Below are 17,212 nucleotides of genomic sequence, written 5' to 3'. Positions count from 1 at the left end.
GCTCAGAGGTATTTGGAAATGGTGCTGGCCAAGGTGGTCTTCGGAACAGCGCCCACAACGGTGTCAACCTTTTGGCCGCCCTTGAACACCATCAGGGTGGGGATGCTTCGGATGCCGTACTGGCTGGCGACGTTGGGGTTCTCATCGGTGTTCAACTTGACCACCTTGATGCGGCCTTCAAACTCCTTGGCGATCTCGTCAACAATCGGCGCCACCATCCGGCACGGGCCGCACCAGGGGGCCCAGAAATCCACCAGGACGGGAACGTCGCACTGGAGTACGTCCTGGTCAAAGGAGGCGTCAGTGACAGCAGCGGCGCTCGACATCGGCGTGTGTTGATTAAGGCGGAATCTAGCAATGGCCTGGCCTTTTGCTGCGTAGCCGCGTTGATGTGTAAGACGAAAACCCGGGCTCGCCGGGCGTGGTGGTGTGAGGAGTGTGCGGCGAAAAGCCGCACGGGGACAGAGTAACGCCTGCGACCACTTAGACGCAGTCTGGGACTGGGGTTTTACTTGCCCATGCCCAGTTGTTGGGCCTTCTGATACACCTTGCCCTCGGTGAGCAGTGACGGGGCCACCACCACCTCCACCTGCTGCATCTCTTTGATGCTGCGAGCCCCGAGGGTGCCCATCGAGGTTTTGAGGCAGCCCAGCAGGTTGTGGGTGCCGTCGTCGAGTTTGGCTGGGCCGCGGAGGATTTTTTCCAGGCTGCCCGTGCTGCCCACATTGATGCGGGTGCCGCGGGGAAGCACAGGGCTTGGGGTGGCCATGCCCCAATGGAAGCCCCGGCCGGGAGCTTCTGCAGCGCGAGCAATCGGTGAGCCGATCATCACGGCGTCGGCCCCGCAGGCGATGCACTTGCAAATGTCGCCGCCGGTGACGATGCCGCCATCGGCAACGATCGGCACGTAGCGGCCGCTCTCTTGTTCGTAATCCGCCCGTGCGGCAGCGCAATCGGCCACGGCCGTTGCCTGGGGGATGCCCACGCCGAGCACGCCGCGTGAGGTGCAAGCGGCGCCAGGGCCAATGCCCACCATCACGCCAGCGGCGCCCGCACGCATCAGTTGCAGGGCAACTTCGTACGTAACGCAGTTGCCGATCACCACAGGCACGCCCATGTCACGGCAGAGCGCTTCGAGATCCAGAGTCTCCTGGCCTTCAGGGCCGGTGTGGTTGGTGGACACCACCGTGGCCTGCACGAAAAACAGATCGGCGCCGGCCTCGGCGATGGCTTTGCCAAAGCGCAGGGCCGCCACGGGGGTGCCGCTCACTGCGGCGATGCCGCCTTGGGCTTTGACGTCCTGGATCCGTTTGCGGATCAGGCTCTCCTGCACCGGCTGGCTGTAGATCTCCTGCATCAGCGGTACGAACTCGTCCTTGCCGACCGAAGCAATGCGATCAAGCACCGCGTTGGGGTCCTCGTAGCGGGTTTGGACCCCCTCAAGGTTGATCACCCCTAGCGCCCCGAGCTGGGAGAGCTTCACTGCCATGCCGACATCCACCACGCCATCCATGGCGCTGGCGATGATGGGAATCTCCCGCTCGATGCCACCCAGGCTCCAGCGGGTATCGGTCACCTCTGGGTCAACCGTTCGTCCGCCGGGAACCAGGGCGATTTCGTCAATTCCGTAGGCCCGGCGAACGGTGCGCGAACGCCCCAACTGAATGTCCACCGCGAACCTCTCGTTAACAAGAGAAGAAAACTAACAATTCGCCTTCCCCTGCTCTGCCTTTCCGATCACTTGCCAGTGAAGGAGCTCCAACTGGTTTTGATCCCTTCAATCAAGCTGCGGCGCTCGTCGCTGCGCACCAGGCGGCGGCTGGTAAAGAGCACCAGATAAATCAGACCCGTGAGCTGCAGCAGCCTGGGCAGCATCGGAATCGCATCAAGGGTTCCCAGCACGGCACCGGTCAGCTGAAGCACCAGCAGCAGGGCCAGGGCTCCACCCAGCAGTTTCAGAGGGCGCTGGCTCTGTTGCCAGAGCTCCATCAACTTGGCTTCGGCGAGCCACCCATTGAGTTTTTCCATCAGCAGATGCCACTCGCCGCCTTCGCCATCGCTGGCGCTGGGGTCGGCTGGAACGCTCACCGTGCTGGCGATCGGGCTTTCTGCCGCTGGGGGTTCGGGAGCCGGTGGTTCAGGCGTGGAAGCAGGTGTCGCGGCCTCGTCCGCCTTGGGCTCGCTCTTGGATTCGGTGAAGGGCGCTGGAGCCGGCGTTGAGCTCACGGTCTCTGGCTCTGTTGGTGAAGGGGATGGGCCCTCTGCCGATTGCATTGAATCGTCCTGCGGTTGCATCCCAGGGGTGGATTCCATGTGCTCCTTGGCCACCAAGTGCTGAATATCAATCCTATGGGCGTTTTTTTGCTCAACCCTCGAGAGGGTGAAGCCTGCCCTGCTGGCTTAGGGGCTCAAGCCTTGCTGGCAGGGGGAAGCGGCCATCTTGAAGTTGCATGACCAGCTCGCTGGCCAGGCTGTCGGCCAACTTCAGGCTGCAGGCCGGTGCGGCTGGGATCCGCTGGCCATCGACCTGGATGGCGCCAGCCATCAATTCGCCGTAGCTCACGGTTCCAAATCCGGGGCGGATTCGTCTGGGGATCGAGTAATCGAGCACGGGGGCTTCCAGCTCCTCATCGGGCACGGCGGCTTGCCGGGCCTCTTGTTCCCCTAGCAGCAGCACCGGTGCTGCCACGGCCACCAGGGCGGCCGCCCCATGGCCGTCAAACCAGCAGGGGCGGATCCATTGGCGATTGAGCTCAGAGACCGCCACGCTGAGGGCAAGGGAGGCGCCTGGGGCACGGGCATGGCCAGAGGCTTGCCGTCGGGTTTGCGGCTGATGGCCGCCGCCTGGCCCCAAGACATGGCCCCGGCCTCCAGCTACCAACACCGCGCTGCCAGCACCGAGTTGGTGCAAGCCCGGCATGGTGAGGCCAATGCTGCGGGCGCCGCAGCCACTGAAAAGGGCATTGCCGAACGGCCCTAGAAGGCCTCCAAACGGGCTGGCCAGCAGCCCTTCCCGGCTGCTAACGGCGACAACGCCGTTTTCCGTGATGCCCCGGGCCAGCAGCAGCCGCGCCTGGCTGAGTTGATCACCGCCTAGGGCCGTTTGCAGCTCCCGGCGTGGTTGCAGCGTTGTGCCCTCCCCCTGCAGTTCAAGCAGGGGCTGATCTCCTCTGAGCAGTTCATCGAGAACGTGGATGCCCCCACGCCGCTGCGGGTCGTCGCTGCTGCCCCCCAAGGGCAAACACAGCTCAGCTGCGCCGTAGCCGCCTCCAGCGCTGATCCCCCCGAGGCGAGCTTGGCGAATGCGTAGCGGCGGGTCGCATGGCCCCAGGCTGATCCAGATCTGGCCTTGATCGGTGAAGTCGCAACTGGCCGCCGCCACAACGTCGGTGTTGGCGTAGGCCTGCTCGAGGCTGCTGCTGGCTGCGCGGCGGCGAAAATCCAGCGCAGTACAGACCTGCAGCCTACCTAGCCGCTGCCGCTCAAGCAGCTGATCAGGGGTGCGGGGCGCAAAGCCCATGCGCTAGCGGCATACATCAGTAATGTTGGGTCTTCACAAGGCTTAGCGCAGCAGGCGGAATGGCGGATCCCACCGGAGCGGGCAACCCCAGCGAGCGGATCATCCAAACCGACCTGCGCAACGAGATGTCGCGCTCCTACCTGGAGTACGCGATGAGCGTGATCGTGGGCCGGGCGCTGCCTGATGCTCGCGATGGCCTCAAGCCCGTGCATCGCCGCATCCTTTATGCGATGTATGAGTTGGGCCTCACTGCTGAGAGGCCGTACCGCAAATGCGCCCGGGTGGTGGGCGAGGTGTTGGGCAAATATCACCCCCACGGGGACACCGCCGTCTACGACGCGCTGGTGCGCATGGCCCAGGACTTTTCGATGCGGGCCCCCCTGATCGATGGTCATGGCAACTTCGGCTCGGTGGATAACGATCCGCCGGCGGCGATGCGATACACCGAATCGCGGTTGCAGTCGCTAACGACCGACAGCCTGCTGGAGGACATCGAGGCCGAGACGGTTGATTTCGCCGACAATTTTGATGGCTCCCAGCAGGAGCCGACCGTGCTGCCGGCGCGGGTGCCGCAGTTGCTGCTCAATGGCTCAGCTGGCATTGCCGTTGGCATGGCGACCAACATCCCTCCCCACAACCTCGGGGAGTTGATTGATGGCGTCCTGGCACTGATTGCTGATCCGCAGATCGAAGAGCGGCAGCTGATGGCGATCATCCCGGGGCCGGATTTCCCGACCGGTGGTCAAATCCTTGGCCGCAAGGGCATTCGCGAGACCTACACCGGTGGCCGTGGTTCGATCACCATGCGGGGTGTCGCGGCGATCGAGACGATTGAGGCGAAAGGACGCCCCGATCGCGATGCGGTGATCATCACCGAGCTGCCTTATCAGACCAACAAGGCCTCGTTGATTGAGCGCATTGCCGAGCTCGTCAATGACAAAAAGCTCGAAGGCATCGCCGACATCCGCGATGAAAGCGACCGCGATGGCATGCGCATCGTCATCGAATTGCGCCGTGATGCCTACCCGCAGGTTGTGCTCAACAACCTCTACAAACTCACCCCGCTCCAGAACAACTTCAGTGCCTACACGCTGGCGCTGGTCAAAGGGGAGCCCGTGGTGCTCAATCTCAAGCGGATGCTTGAGGTGTTCCTCGACTTCCGGGTCGAGACGATTGAACGGCGCACCAAATACCTGCTGCGCAAAGCCGAGGAGCGTGATCACATTCTCCAGGGCTTGCTTGTGGCCCTCGATGCCCTCGACGCGATCATCCAGCTGATTCGCAGCGCTGCTGATGCCGCCACCGCACGTCAGGGGCTGGTGGATGGCCATGGCCTCACCGAGATCCAGGCCGACGCCATCTTGCAGATGCAGCTGCGCCGATTAACGGCGCTGGAAGCCGACAAGATCCGCCTTGAGCATGAGGACTTGGTTGCCAAAATCGCTGACTACAAGGACATCCTCCAGCGCCGTGAGCGTGTCCTGTCGATCATTGAAGAGGAGCTGCGGCAGCTCAAGGAACGCCACAACACGCCCCGCCGCACCGAGATCCTTGATCTTGAAGGTGGCCTGGAAGACATCGACCTGATCGCCAATGAGCGTTCGGTAGTGCTGCTAACCGAGAACGGCTACCTCAAGCGCATGCCGGTCAGTGAATTTGAGTCCACCAGTCGCGGCACCCGCGGCAAGGCTGGAACCAAGAGCCAAGGCGAAGAGGCGGTGCGGCTGTTCATCAGCTGCAACGACCACGACTCACTGCTGCTGTTCTCTGATCGTGGTGTCGTCTACTCACTGCCGGCGTACCGGGTGCCCATCGCGAGCCGTGCGGCCAAAGGAACCCCAGTGGTTCAGCTGTTGCCGATCCCCCGCGAAGAGCAAATCACCTCACTGCTCGCCGTGAGTGCCTTTGAAGAGGACGTGCAGCTGGTGATGCTCACCACTGGCGGTTTCATCAAGCGCACATCCCTGTCGGCCTTTGCCAACATCCGCGCCAATGGCTTGATTGCCATCAATCTCGAGGATGCCGATTCCTTGCGCTGGGTTCGTTTGGCCCGTGCTGGCGACAGCGTGTTGATCGGCTCGATCAAAGGCATGACGATCCACTTCCGCATCAATGATCAGGATCTCCGTCCCCTGGGGCGCACCGCCCGCGGTGTGCGTGCCATGTCCCTGCGCGATGGCGACAGCCTGGTGAGCATGGATGTGTTGCCCGCTGAGCTGGCCGATCGCATTGCGGCCGCTGGCGAGGCCAGCGAAGGCGAGAGCGAAGAGGCTGCTAGCAGTGATGGCCCTTGGGTGCTGGTGGCCACAGCCAGCGGCCTGGGTAAGCGGGTTCCGGTCGATCAGTTCCGCCTGCAGCGCAGAGCCGGCCTTGGTTTGCGTGGCATCAAGTTCCGCCGTGATGACGATGCCTTGGTGGGCTTGTGCGTGATGGGCACGGAAGAAGAGTTGCTGCTGGTGAGCGAGCGCGGCGTGATTGTGCGGCTGCAATCCGATGTCATTCCGCAGCAATCGCGCGCCGCCACCGGTGTGCGTTTGCAGCGGCTCGATAAGGGCGATCGCTTGGCTGAGGTGGTGCTGGTGCCGCCAGAGGCTGAAACAGATGATGAGCCAACAGAGTCAGCTGAGGCGGCTGAAGCCGAGGCGTGAGCCCCACCCAGTGGCGTGATGTCGCCGTTGTTGGCGGCGGTCCAGCAGCGCTTTGCATAGCGGCTTCTCTGGCCAAGCAGCAGCTCCAGGTCACCTTGGTGGCCCCAAATGAGCCAGCTGCTCCCTGGCCCAACACCTATGGCATCTGGGGTGAAGAGGTGGACGCTCTTGGTCTTAGTGGGCTGCTGGAGCACCGCTGGAGCAACACCGTCAGCTATTTCGGCTCTGGCGATGGTGAGGATCAGGGCCAGGTGTGCCATGGCCGTGATTACGGACTCTTTGATAAGCAGGCCTTACAGCAGCACTGGCTTGATGGCCTCAGCGCTGGAGGCGTTCAGCACTGCAACGATGTGGTGCAGGCCGTCGAGCACCGCTCCGATGGCGCCACGCTGACAACCGGCTCAGGCAACACCCTCCGCGCGCGGCTGGTGGTTGACGCCAGTGGCCATGACCCTGCCCTGGTGAAGCGGCCCAACGATGGCCCTGTGGCTGGGCAGGCTGCCTACGGCGTGGTGGGTCGCTTTAGCTGTCCGCCGGTGGATCCCGATCAGTTTGTGCTGATGGACTACCGCTGTGATCACCTCAGCCCTGAGCAGCGTCAGCAGGCGCCCACCTTCCTCTACGCCATGGATTTGGGTCAAGGGCGCTTTTTTGTCGAGGAGACCTCTCTCGCGGCGGCTCCAGCTCTGTCATTTGTGTCGCTGCAACAACGGCTGGAGCAGCGTCTGGCCCATCGCGGCATTGCGATTGAGGCGGTTGAGCATGTGGAGCATTGCCTGTTCCCGATGAACCCGGCTTTGCCGGATCGTCATCAGCCCGTGGTTGGCTTTGGAGGGGCCGCCTCGATGGTGCATCCGGCCTCGGGCTACATGATTGGCAGCCTGTTGCGGCGCGGACCTCAGTTGGCGGCCGATTTGGCGGGAGCCATGGCTTCCGGGCAGCAGGGTTTGGCGTTGGCTCAAGTGGGTTGGCAGAGCCTCTGGCCGGCCGAACTCCGCCGCCGCCATGGCCTCTATCGCTTTGGCCTGGAGAAGTTGATGCGTTTCAACGAAGCCCAGCTGCGGGCCTTTTTTGCCACGTTCTTCGCGCTGCCCAATGCCCAGTGGTTTGGCTTTCTCGCCAACACCTTGGAAACGCCTCAATTGCTGCAGACGATGCTGCAGCTGTTTAGTGCGGCACCCAACGCTGTGCGTTGGGGCTTGATGGAGCCCCGCGGCCGGGAGCTCAATTTGATGACGCGGATGCTGCGCTGGTAGCGGTGGCTCCACTGCAGCTGCTGCCTTGCCCTGCGGTGCAGCCGTAGCAGTGGTTGCCAGTGATGATCTCGCGGCCGCCCAGATCGTTTAAGCCAACGCTGGCCAGATTCAGCGGCAACGGCAGCTCCAGCATCTGGTTGAAGTCACAGTCGAACAGCTCCCCTTGCGGGCTCACCGACAACGTGCCGTGGCACATCAGTCCTGAGACGCTGCAGGGGTTGTAGGCCTGGCGCAGCCGTTGCAAATACGTGGTGGTGCGCTGTTGCTCCTCGAGCTCCAGCAAAAACCTGGCAATCGGCATGTTGTTGAGTCCGATTAGGTGGTTAAACGTCACCCCCAGCTCGGCTAGGGTTTTGCGCCAGCGGATCTCGTCGCAGGTGGTGAGCTGTTGCAGCTCTTCTCCTGCGGGGTTGCTCATCAAGGTGAGCTCAAGGCCGCTGCCGTCTTGGCCGTAGCCGAGGCGATTGAGTAAACGCATGGCCTCGAGCGAGTCTTGCCAGGTGCCATCACCCCGTTGTGCGTCGGTGCTGAGCTCCTCTGGTGCCGGCAGGCTGGCCACGATCTCCACCTGTTGCTCCGCCAAGAAGGGGGCGAGATCGGCCAGGGCTGGCAGGAGCAACACCGTCAGATTGCAGCGGTCGATCACCCGGCAGCCCAGGGAGCGGGCATGGCGCACCAGTTGGCGGAAGCTTTGATGCAGCTCCGGGGCACCACCGGTGAGATCCACCAGCTCCGGCTTGAGCCGTTCGATGGCATCCAGGCACTGCTGCACCACTGCCTCAGGCATCTGCGTGTGGGCCTGATCCGGGCCAGCATCCACATGGCAGTGGCTGCAGCGCATGTTGCACAGCCGGCCCAAGTTCAGTTGCAACACCTGCAGGCCGCTTTGGCGCTGGAGCTTGACGTGAAAGCTGTCCTCAGCTGGCAGGTTGGATTGCAGCAGCTCGCGCTGCTGTTGGGCGCTTAAGGAAGCCAATCGCTTGGTTCGATGGTCGGGAAGAGGGAATCCTCCTGCTCTAGGGCGCCAAGCCAGCGCTCAAAGTCAGCGCTGTCGTGGTTGGGCTGCTGTAGGGCATCAAGCAAGCGCCAGAAGCGCCCGAGGTGCCGGTGGATGCGCTCGCGCGCCAGTTCAGTTGTGGTGCCTGCCCGCAGGATGAAGCTCCAGTCCGACGACTGCGCCAGCAACAGCTCCCGCGCGGCTTGCTTGAGCAGGCGTTGGTGCTTGGGGTTGCGCTTGGCTTGATTGGCGCCTGTGGCCTCCACCATGGCCAGGCAGGCCCGGTGCCAATCAGGTACCACCCAAGCGTTGCTCGATGAGAGCCAGTAGGAGTGATAGCCGCCTTGTCCCCAGCTCGATGGGGAGGGGCGGCAAACCTGCAACTGCGGTTGTTGGCTGAGGGTTTGCCGCAGGGTGGTGAAGCTCAAGCCCTGGGCTTGGCCTTGGGCGAACACCTGCTCCAAAAAGCGGGGGCCTTCGAACCACCAATGGCCAAAGAGTTCCGCATCAAAAGGGGCCACCACCATGGGCGGTTGATCCATCACCGAACCGAGTTCGCTGAGTTGTTGGATGCGCGCCTGCACGTAGCTCTGGGCGTGAGCGGCCGCGGTTCGCTCGGCGGCTGCCGGTTCGTAAGGGAGCTTGGCCTCCAGTGGGCAATCGCCACCACTGACGCGCCGCAGCTTGAGGCCTAAAGGGCGGCTGCTGGGAATACCAGCGGCTTGCAATTCGCTTTCTTCGAGATCCCAGCCAATGTCGCGGTGGAACTCCCGGTAGCTGGGGTCACCCGGGTAGCCATCACTGGCTGACCACACCGGCAAGGTGGCTTCGCTATCGCGGCCAAAGAAGGCCACAGCACCTGGCGAGCAGATCGGCGCATACACCCCGTAGCGGGGACGGGGCAGGGCATGCAGCAAGCCGTGGGCATCGAGAATGGCGTAGCGCAAGCCGGCTTTGGTGAGCTGCTGATCGAGGCCTTCGAAATAGGCACATTCGGGGAGCCAAATGCCGCGGGGTGCTTCGCCAATTAAGCGTTCGTGCTCGCGCACCGCGGTGCGCAGCTGACCTTGAACCGCGGCGGCAGGATCTCGCAGCAGCGGCAGGTAGCCATGGGTGGCGCAGCAGGTCAGCAGATCGAGAACGCCGCGCCGCTGCAATTGAATGAAGTGCTTGAGCACCTCACCGCCGCAACGGCGGAAGGCCTGGCGTTGCCGCTGGAGGTGCTGGCTGAGGTCTGCAGCGGCTGCTTGCTCATCTGAGCTGCTGCGCTCGAGCAGATCAATGCGTTGCTGTAGCCAGGGCTCGTAGCGCTGCTGCAGCACTGGATCCACCAGCAGCGAGAGCAGGGTGGGCGAGAGGCTCATCGTCAGCCGCGGCTGAGCGCCCTGCTGCAGCGAGCGCTGCAGCATCTCAATTAAGGGGAGATAGCTTTCAGTGAGGGCCTGAAAAAACCAGTCTTCCTCCAGCGAGCCCGGGTGGCGGCTGCGGACGTAAGGCAGATGGCCGTGAAGCACAAATGCCAGCGCGCCGGCGACCATGAAACGCTGTCAACTGCTGCACTGTACGGCGATTTTCTTGAACAAAGGCCGTGAGGCTTAGAATGGAGCTAACCCGAAATCAATCCGCATAAGACCTATGGCGCGCGACCCGGGCCGGGTGTTGATTTTCGACACCACCCTCAGGGATGGGGAGCAGTCGCCTGGGGCCAGCCTGAATCTGGATGAAAAGCTGGCCATTGCTCAGCAACTGGCCCGCCTGCGCGTCGACATCATCGAGGCGGGTTTCCCCTTCGCCAGTCCTGGTGACTTTGATGCGGTGCAAACCATCGCCCGCCAGGTTGGCCGCCCTGATGGCCCGGTGATTTGTGGCTTGGCTCGCGCCACTCGCGGCGACATCAAAGCTTGCGCCGATGCGGTGGCACCGGCTGCCAACCAGCGCATCCATACCTTTCTGGCCACCAGCGACATTCACCTCGAGCACAAGTTGCGTAAGAGCCGTGCTGAGGTTTTGCAGATCGTTCCGGAGATGGTGGCCTACGCCCGCTCCTTGGTGGACGACGTGGAGTTTTCCTGTGAGGACGCCGGGCGCAGCGATCCCGAATTCATGTACCAGGTGATCGAAGCGGCGATTGCGGCTGGTGCCACCACGATCAACATTCCCGACACGGTGGGATACGCCACACCCGCTGAATTTGGTGCCTTGATTTCTGGCATTGATGCCCATGTGCCCAGCATCGGCCAAGCGGTGATCTCCGTGCATGGCCACAACGATTTGGGCCTGGCCGTGGCCAACTTCCTCGAGGCCGTCAAAAATGGCGCCCGCCAGCTTGAGTGCACCATTAATGGCATCGGTGAGCGCGCCGGCAATGCCTCGCTGGAAGAGCTGGTGATGGCGCTGCATGTGCGCCGTAGCTACTTCAACGGCTACCTGGGCCGAGCGGAAGACAGCAGCGAGCCCCTAACAGGCATCCAAACCGAGGAGATTTACAAAACCTCCCGCCTGGTCTCCAACCTCACCGGCATGGCGGTGCAGCCCAACAAAGCCATCGTGGGCGCCAACGCCTTTGCCCATGAATCCGGCATCCACCAAGACGGTGTACTGAAGAACCGCCTCACCTACGAAATCATTGATGCCCGCACCATCGGCTTGAGCGATAACCGCATCAGCCTGGGCAAGCTCAGCGGCCGTAGTGCTGTGCGCGCTCGCCTGGAAGAGCTGGGCTACCAGCTGGAAGGAGAGGACCTCAACGACGCCTTCGCGCGCTTCAAAGAACTCGCTGATCGCAAGCGGGAGATCACCGATCGCGACCTCGAGGCCATCGTTCGGCAGAACGCCCAGCAGATCGAGTCCTATTACCAGCTGGCTGGTGTTCAAGTGAGCTGTGGTCGGGATCTGCGCGCCACAGCCACGGTCACCCTGCGCACCAGCGATGGTGAGGAGTGCTCCCAAGCTGCCATCGGCACAGGGCCAGTTGATGCGGTCTGTCAGGCCCTCAATGGCTTGGTTCAGGTGCCCAATGAACTGGTGGAATTCAGCGTGAAATCCGTCACCGAAGGCATCGATGCCATGGGCGAGGTGACGATTCGCCTGCGCCAGGACGGCCGTTTGTATTCCGGCCATGCGGCTGACACCGATGTGGTTGTGGCCGCTGCACAGGCTTTTGTGAACGCCCTCAACCGCCTGGTGAGCGGCCAGAAACACAGCCCGCTGCATCCCCAACGCGCTCCCCTGCCCGCCCCAGCGCTATGACCGCTCGCCGCGCGCCTTTGTGGTCGCTGCTGCTGCAGCTGATGGTGCTGTTGCTGGTGGCCTTGGTGGTGCTGATCCCCTTGCTTTGGCTGCTGAGCACCTCATTGAAGGGGCCAGCGGAAGACATCTTCCAAGCGCCGCCGAGCTTGTTTCCCGCTCAGCCCAGCCTGCAGGCCTATGGAACCTTGTTCAGCCAGAGCCCGATGGGCCGCTATTTGCTGAACAGCACCGTGGTGAGTGTGTTCAGCGTGGTGGCCAACCTGCTGTTTTGCTCCTTGGCGGCCTTCCCCCTGGCGCGGATGCGCTTCCGCGGCCGCGGCATCGTTCTGGCCTTGGTGGTGGCCACGATCTTGATTCCGTTTCAGGTGGTGATGATCCCGCTCTACCTGCTGATGGTTCAGCTGGGTCTGCGCAATTCGTTGATGGCGCTGATCCTGCCCAATGCCGCCACAGCCTTTGGCATCTACCTGTTGCGCCAGAGCTTTCTGGGGGTTCCCAAAGAGCTGGAGGAGGCGGCCCGCATGGATGGCTGCACTGCGTTGGGTGAGTGGTGGAACGTGTTGATTCCAGCGGCGCGGGCCGATCTGATCACCCTGGCGATGTTTGTGTTCATCGGCACCTGGAGTGATTTCCTCTGGCCCCTGGTGATTCTTGATGACCCAGGGCTTTACACCTTGCCGTTGGGCCTGCAGCAACTCTCCAGCTCGTTTTCTTTGGATTGGCGTTTGGTGGCAGCCGGTTCGGTGGTGTCAATTGTTCCGGTGTTGGCTCTGTTTGTGTTCCTGCAGCGGTTCATCCTGCCCAGCGCCAGTGGCGATGCGGTGAAGGGTTGATCGCTTAAGCGCTAAACGCTTTGCGGGCCGGAATCGGGTAGGGAATGCGGCGGTGCCGCATGCGGCGCCACACCTTCACAAACGCCCGCACCACCAATTCAATTTCGCCTGTTCCCAGGCCGCTGTCATCGAGCTGGCCGTCATGGCGGCGGGAGTGAATGATGCGCCGCACCCCATCGCAGGCTTGCGCTTCATCGGTTTCTGGTGGCATCGCCCGCAGTGCGGCTTCGCAGCCATCGGCCAGCATCATCACGGCGCTCTCCTTGGATTGCGGCTTGGGGCCGCGGTAGCGGAAGGGGCGATCGCTGGCGTTGGGGTTTTGCTCCTTTGCCCTGTGCCAGAAGTAGCCCATCCGCAACGTGCCTTGGTGTTCCGGGATGAAGTCCGCCACCGGCTGGGGCAAGCCATAGCGGCGCGCCATCTTGATCCCCTCATCGACATGAGCTTGCAGGATTTCAGCGCTGCGCCAGGGGTCATCGAGATGGTCATGGGGGTTGTCCCCACCCTGTTGATTCTCAATGAACCACTGGGGGGCATGGAGTTTGCCCACATCGTGATAAAGCGCTCCGGTGCGCACCAGATCCACATCGCCGCCGATGGCACGCACGCCTTCCTCGGCCAGGCCGCAGATCATCAAGGTGTGCTCAAAGGTGCCCGGCGCTTCCGAGGAGAGCTTGCGCAACAGCGGGCGCTGCAGATCGCAGAGCTCCAGCAAACGGGACCGTGTGATCATTCCGAAAAGCCGCTCCACGGTGGGGGAGATCAACAGGGCCAGCAGCAGCAGGCCCCCCATCAAGATTCCTTCGCTCAGCAGCTCGCCCCCCACTGAGCCACCCATCAGCTGGATCAAGGCGGCTTCCACCAGCAGGGCGGCCACCGTGAGCAGCACGGCGTTTTGCAGCATTTCTGCCCGTGAGCGTTGCCGGCCGGCCAGGAGCACGCCGACCACGGCAACGGCTGCGGCCAACAGCAGGCGCGCTGTGCCCACGCTGTTGAGCGGAATCGGCCACAGCAGGGTGGCCAGCGACAGCCAGGCCAGGCCACTGGCGGCGCCCAGCCCTTCCGCCAACAGCAGGCTGGGGGGAACCAGCACCGCTAGGGCGCTAACGGAGGCGCCAAACCAGAGCTTGCAACCTTGAACCACCGCCAAGGTGCCAAGCAGCAGCAGCGCCTGGGGGATCTCCAGATCCGTGCGCCAACGCCGGCAGATCAGCAGCATCAGGCCCGCTGCGAGGCTCGCTTCAATCCAGCGCACCAGGAACAGGCCTGTCGCTGGACGCCGGCTGATCAAGCCAAAGGCATCCAGCACGTCGTAGGCCCGCTGACTGATCACCTCGCCTTTGACGGTGATCACCTCGCCGGCTTTGACCTCGATTTTGGGAACACCGTTTTGCTGAATCAGGTCATTCAGCAAAACCTGGGTGAGGCTGTTGTCGGTGCGCAGGTTGGTGCTCCCCTGCAAGGAGCGGGTGATCAGCTTGGCGCCGAGGCTGCGGCCCGGTTCAGCCAAGTCATCCAATTGCAGCTTGGCGGCCCGCTGCAGTTGAGTTTCAGCCAGGGTGCTGACCACGCCTTGGGTGAGCATCCGCTGTTGGGCTTGCTCGACGGCCAGCTGCCACTGCTGCAGCTCTTGAGGGGTTTGCGTGAGTAGGAAAGCTTCATCCTCTGCCGTGATCGCGATCGGGGTGAGGCGCATCTCCCCGGCGGTTCGCGAGTTGAGCAACTCCGCCAGCATGCGCTTGAGCCGGCGCTCCAATGTGGCGGTGGCGTTTTGATCAGTGATCTGAACTTGGATCCGTGGGCCCAGTTGCGAACGGCGCTGGTCCAGCGCTTCGCTATCCACCACCGAGGCATCCTGCGGGGCGCGAATTTCAAATGGAGCTGGCAGGCCTGGCCGCAGCGACGGCTGCACCAACCAAGGCCAAGCGGAAATCAAGCCCACACCAAGGCAGGCCAGTAAGACCACCAACCCATCGCGCAGGGTCCAGCGCACCGCCATCCGGCTGGGCCGCTCGTGGCGAAGCCACCGCCTCCAGGCCTGCCCAAGGCGCAGCCGAAAGCTCCAGATCCAACGCGAGAGGGCGGAGAGCACAGCACTGCTGAGGTCAGACTGACGCTAGCTCCCATCTCCGGAATGCCAGCCCAACGTCTTGATGGCCGTCAGTTGGCGGCTGAGCTTGAGGAGGTGATGGCCGCGGCAATCGCATCGGGGTTGCCCCGCGCCGGCCGTCCGCCTGGCTTGGCGGTGCTGCGTGTTGGCGACGACCCGGCCAGTGGCGTGTATGTGGCCAATAAAGAGAAAGCCTGCGCCCGTGTGGGCTTGGTGAGCCATGGCGCCCATCTCGATGCCGCCACGCCCCAGGCTGAGATTGAGGCCAAGTTGCGGCAGTTGAACCAAGACCCCGCCGTCGATGGAATCCTCGTGCAGTTGCCAGTGCCCGATGGCTTGGATGATCGCTCGCTGCTGCTAGAGCTGGATCCAGCCAAGGATGCCGATGGTCTGCATCCACTCAATCTTGGGCGTTTGTTGCGGGGAGAGCCCGGTCCGCGCAGCTGCACGCCAGCTGGTGTGATGGCCCTGCTGCGCAGCAACGGCATTGACCCTGCTGGCAAACGGGCCGTGGTGATTGGCCGCAGCATCTTGGTGGGTCAGCCCATGGCGCTGATGCTGCAGGCCGCCAATGCCACAGTCACGGTCGTGCATTCGCGAACGGCTGATCTGGCGGCCCACACCCGTGAAGCCGAGATTTTGGTTGTGGCAGCCGGCAAGCCCTTGATGATTGGCGCTGAGCATGTGCGCCCGGGTGCCGCGGTGGTGGATGTGGGGATTCACCGCAAGCCGGAAGGGGGCTTATGCGGGGATGTGCGGACCGCCGAAGTGGAGCCCATCGCCTCAGCCCTATCGCCTGTTCCCGGTGGGGTGGGGCCGATGACGGTGACGATGCTGCTGCTTAATACGGTGCGGGCTTGGAGCCAGCGCTTTGGCTTGCCGGATCCTGCCCCTGGCTATTGAGGGTGCTGCGGGCTTAAGGTTTCCTTTAGATCCTTCCGCCTGCGGGGTGCCGCAATGGCTCAACCCCAGTTTTCATCCTCCTCAGGGTTGTCGGCCGATGACCTGAGTCAGCTGAGCGGGTTGGATTTGCTGCGATTGCTGGAGATTGAGCATGGCGCTGCCGGCTGGAAGCGGCCTGAGCAGGCTGAATTTGCCTCGGTGACCTTGGTGGTGGAACTGCCTTTGGCGTTGTTCACTCTGTTGCAGCAGGTGCTGGGTGGCCCGCCGTTGAGAGACAATCCCTGCAGCTGAGGCGACCTGCCGGTTCATGACTGCTGTGGTGGCCAACGGCTTTGATTTTTCTCAGTACCTCGAGGCTGGCCGCCTCAAGGTGGAAGCAGCGCTTGATGCTGCGCTTGGCCCTGAGCGGCCGGAATCGCTGCGGGAAGCCATGCGCTACTCCCTGTTGGCTGGCGGTAAGCGCCTGCGGCCCATCCTCTGTCTCGCCAGCTGTGAGCTGGCCGGTGGCGAGGCCTCGCTGGCTCTGCCCACCGCGACGGCGCTGGAGATGATTCACACCATGTCGCTGATCCATGACGATCTGCCAGCCATGGACAACGACGATCTGCGCCGCGGTAGGCCCACCAACCACAAGGTGTATGGCGATGCCACAGCGATCTTGGCTGGCGATGCCTTGCTGACCCGCGCCTTTGAGATGGTGGCGTTGCGCAGCCCTGGGGTTCCTGCTGAGCGCCTACTGAAGGTGATCGGCGAGTTGTCGTTAGCCGCCGGTGCCCCCGGTCTGGTGGGCGGTCAAATCGTTGATTTGGCCAGCGAAGGGGTGGAGGTGGATCTCGACACCCTCGAATACATCCACTTGCACAAAACGGGAGCTTTATTGCAGGCCTCGGTCTTGAGCGGCGCGCTGATTGCCGGGGCGGATGACAAATTGCTGGAGGCTCTGCGCACCTACTCCAGGGCGATTGGTCTGGCCTTCCAGATCATCGACGACATCCTTGATGTCACCGCTAGCAGCGAGGTGCTGGGCAAGACCGCAGGCAAAGATCTCACGGCTGATAAGACCACTTACCCCAAACTGCTGGGGCTCGAGGAATCCAAGGCCCGGGCTGAATCGCTGGTTAAGGAGGCCTGTGGGGTGCTGACACCCTGGAGCGAGAAGGCCCAGCCGCTGCTGGCCTTGGCGGGATACATCACCTCCCGCGATCGATGAGTCAGCCGTTTGTGCAGCTGCTCGATAACGGCCCCTTGGCTTGGGGCCTGGCCGCCTGTGGCTTGGCGCAGCTCTCCAAGCTGTTGATTGAGTTGGTGGTGCATCGCCGCTGGCGCCCGGCGGTATTGATCGAAACCGGCGGCATGCCGTCATCCCATTCCGCCCTGGTAAGCGGAACGGCCGCTTGCATTGGCCTGGAGCAGGGATTTGATGGGCCTTTGTTTGCCTTGGCCGCGGCGGTGGCGTTTGTGGTGATGTACGACGCCAGTGGGGTGCGCCGCGCTGCCGGTCGCACGGCTGAGCGGGTCAATGCCCTGCCGGAGGCGCAGGGGATGCCGCCGCTGAAGACAACCCTGGGCCATTCGCGCCTGGAGGTGTTGGTGGGCAGCCTGCTGGGCCCATTGATTGGCCTGGTTGGTGATGTCTTTATTGGCAGCCCGGTGCATCTGGCGCAGCAGCTGGGTTGGTTGAGCGGGGTGGCCTGAG

The 17,212-nt window shown here is 63.0% G+C and carries 15 protein-coding genes; 8 read left to right on the top strand and 7 right to left on the bottom strand.

From position 1 onward, the window contains the following. Positions 1 to 2: 2 nt before the first annotated feature. The 4 genes from trxA to SIB46_RS04630 form a co-directional block, all read right to left on the bottom strand. On the bottom strand, positions 3 to 326 hold the full coding sequence (gene trxA / locus SIB46_RS04645; RefSeq protein ID WP_011935155.1) for a thioredoxin: 324 nt from the start codon (positions 324 to 326) through the stop codon (positions 3 to 5). A 182-nt stretch (positions 327 to 508) separates the two neighbouring features. Then, on the bottom strand, positions 509 to 1,672 hold the full coding sequence (locus SIB46_RS04640; RefSeq protein ID WP_413297367.1) for a GuaB3 family IMP dehydrogenase-related protein: 1,164 nt from the start codon (positions 1,670 to 1,672) through the stop codon (positions 509 to 511). Positions 1,673 to 1,737: 65 nt separating this feature from the next. Then, a complete protein-coding gene (locus tag SIB46_RS04635) occupies positions 1,738 to 2,226 on the bottom strand; it encodes a CAAD domain-containing protein (protein ID WP_413297366.1) in 489 nt (162 codons plus the stop codon). 139 nt (positions 2,227 to 2,365) lie between these two features. Continuing rightward, positions 2,366 to 3,520, bottom strand: coding sequence for a homocysteine biosynthesis protein (locus tag SIB46_RS04630; protein WP_413297365.1), 1,155 nt, complete (start codon positions 3,518 to 3,520; stop codon positions 2,366 to 2,368). A gap of 59 nt (positions 3,521 to 3,579) precedes the next feature. Between SIB46_RS04630 and gyrA the strand changes: the two genes are divergently transcribed. Both gyrA and crtL read left to right on the top strand, forming a co-directional pair. Continuing rightward, positions 3,580 to 6,168, top strand: coding sequence for a DNA gyrase subunit A (gyrA, locus tag SIB46_RS04625; RefSeq protein WP_413297364.1), 2,589 nt, complete (start codon positions 3,580 to 3,582; stop codon positions 6,166 to 6,168). Beyond that, positions 6,165 to 7,424 carry a lycopene beta cyclase gene (gene crtL, locus SIB46_RS04620; RefSeq protein ID WP_413297363.1) on the top strand — a complete coding sequence of 420 codons (1,260 nt, stop codon included), beginning with the start codon at positions 6,165 to 6,167 and terminating at the stop codon, positions 7,422 to 7,424. Before gyrA ends, crtL begins: the two co-directional genes overlap by 4 nt. Here crtL and arsS read toward each other — a convergent pair. Together arsS and SIB46_RS04610 are read right to left on the bottom strand one after the other, a co-directional pair. After that, on the bottom strand, positions 7,393 to 8,400 hold the full coding sequence (gene arsS / locus SIB46_RS04615) for an arsenosugar biosynthesis radical SAM (seleno)protein ArsS (RefSeq protein WP_413297362.1): 1,008 nt from the start codon (positions 8,398 to 8,400) through the stop codon (positions 7,393 to 7,395). The two genes, crtL and arsS, sit on opposite strands and share 32 nt — an antisense overlap. Then, positions 8,388 to 9,959 (bottom strand): glycoside hydrolase family 57 protein, encoded by a 1,572-nt coding sequence (locus SIB46_RS04610; protein WP_413297361.1) that lies wholly within the window; start codon positions 9,957 to 9,959, stop codon positions 8,388 to 8,390. The genes arsS and SIB46_RS04610 overlap by 13 nt, the downstream gene beginning before the upstream one ends. 97 nt (positions 9,960 to 10,056) lie before the next feature. Between SIB46_RS04610 and SIB46_RS04605 the strand changes: the two genes are divergently transcribed. Continuing rightward, positions 10,057 to 11,670, top strand: coding sequence for a 2-isopropylmalate synthase (locus SIB46_RS04605; RefSeq protein WP_413297360.1), 1,614 nt, complete (start codon positions 10,057 to 10,059; stop codon positions 11,668 to 11,670). Beyond that, positions 11,667 to 12,503: a carbohydrate ABC transporter permease gene (locus SIB46_RS04600; RefSeq protein ID WP_413297359.1), complete on the top strand. Its 837-nt coding sequence runs from the start codon at positions 11,667 to 11,669 to the stop codon at positions 12,501 to 12,503. Before SIB46_RS04605 ends, SIB46_RS04600 begins: the two co-directional genes overlap by 4 nt. Positions 12,504 to 12,507: 4 nt before the next feature. Here SIB46_RS04600 and SIB46_RS04595 read toward each other — a convergent pair whose 3' ends face one another. Continuing rightward, the gene (locus SIB46_RS04595) at positions 12,508 to 14,502 is read right to left on the bottom strand and encodes an HDIG domain-containing metalloprotein (protein ID WP_413297709.1); all 1,995 of its coding nucleotides are present in this window, start codon (positions 14,500 to 14,502) and stop codon (positions 12,508 to 12,510) included. Between the two features lie 135 nt (positions 14,503 to 14,637). Between SIB46_RS04595 and folD the strand changes: the two genes are divergently transcribed. The 4 genes from folD to SIB46_RS04575 are packed head-to-tail and all read left to right on the top strand — an operon-like array spanning position 14,638 to position 17,211. After that, positions 14,638 to 15,516, top strand: coding sequence for a bifunctional methylenetetrahydrofolate dehydrogenase/methenyltetrahydrofolate cyclohydrolase FolD (gene folD, locus SIB46_RS04590; RefSeq protein WP_413297358.1), 879 nt, complete (start codon positions 14,638 to 14,640; stop codon positions 15,514 to 15,516). A 54-nt stretch (positions 15,517 to 15,570) separates the two neighbouring features. Continuing rightward, complete coding sequence (locus SIB46_RS04585) at positions 15,571 to 15,807, top strand: hypothetical protein (protein ID WP_413297357.1); 237 nt, start codon at positions 15,571 to 15,573, stop codon at positions 15,805 to 15,807. Positions 15,808 to 15,823: 16 nt separating this feature from the next. Next, positions 15,824 to 16,726 carry a geranylgeranyl diphosphate synthase CrtE gene (gene crtE, locus SIB46_RS04580; protein WP_413297356.1) on the top strand — a complete coding sequence of 301 codons (903 nt, stop codon included), beginning with the start codon at positions 15,824 to 15,826 and terminating at the stop codon, positions 16,724 to 16,726. Further along, positions 16,723 to 17,211 (top strand): divergent PAP2 family protein, encoded by a 489-nt coding sequence (locus tag SIB46_RS04575; protein ID WP_413297355.1) that lies wholly within the window; start codon positions 16,723 to 16,725, stop codon positions 17,209 to 17,211. The genes crtE and SIB46_RS04575 overlap by 4 nt, the downstream gene beginning before the upstream one ends. Position 17,212: the final 1 nt, after the last annotated feature.

Origin of the sequence: Synechococcus sp. MIT S9452 (genome assembly GCF_047304245.1) — a bacterium.
Taxonomy (GTDB): Bacteria; Cyanobacteriota; Cyanobacteriia; order PCC-6307; family Cyanobiaceae; genus RCC307.
The sequence above is the reverse complement of the archived record's forward strand: the minus strand, read 5'-3'. Positions and strand labels throughout refer to the sequence as shown.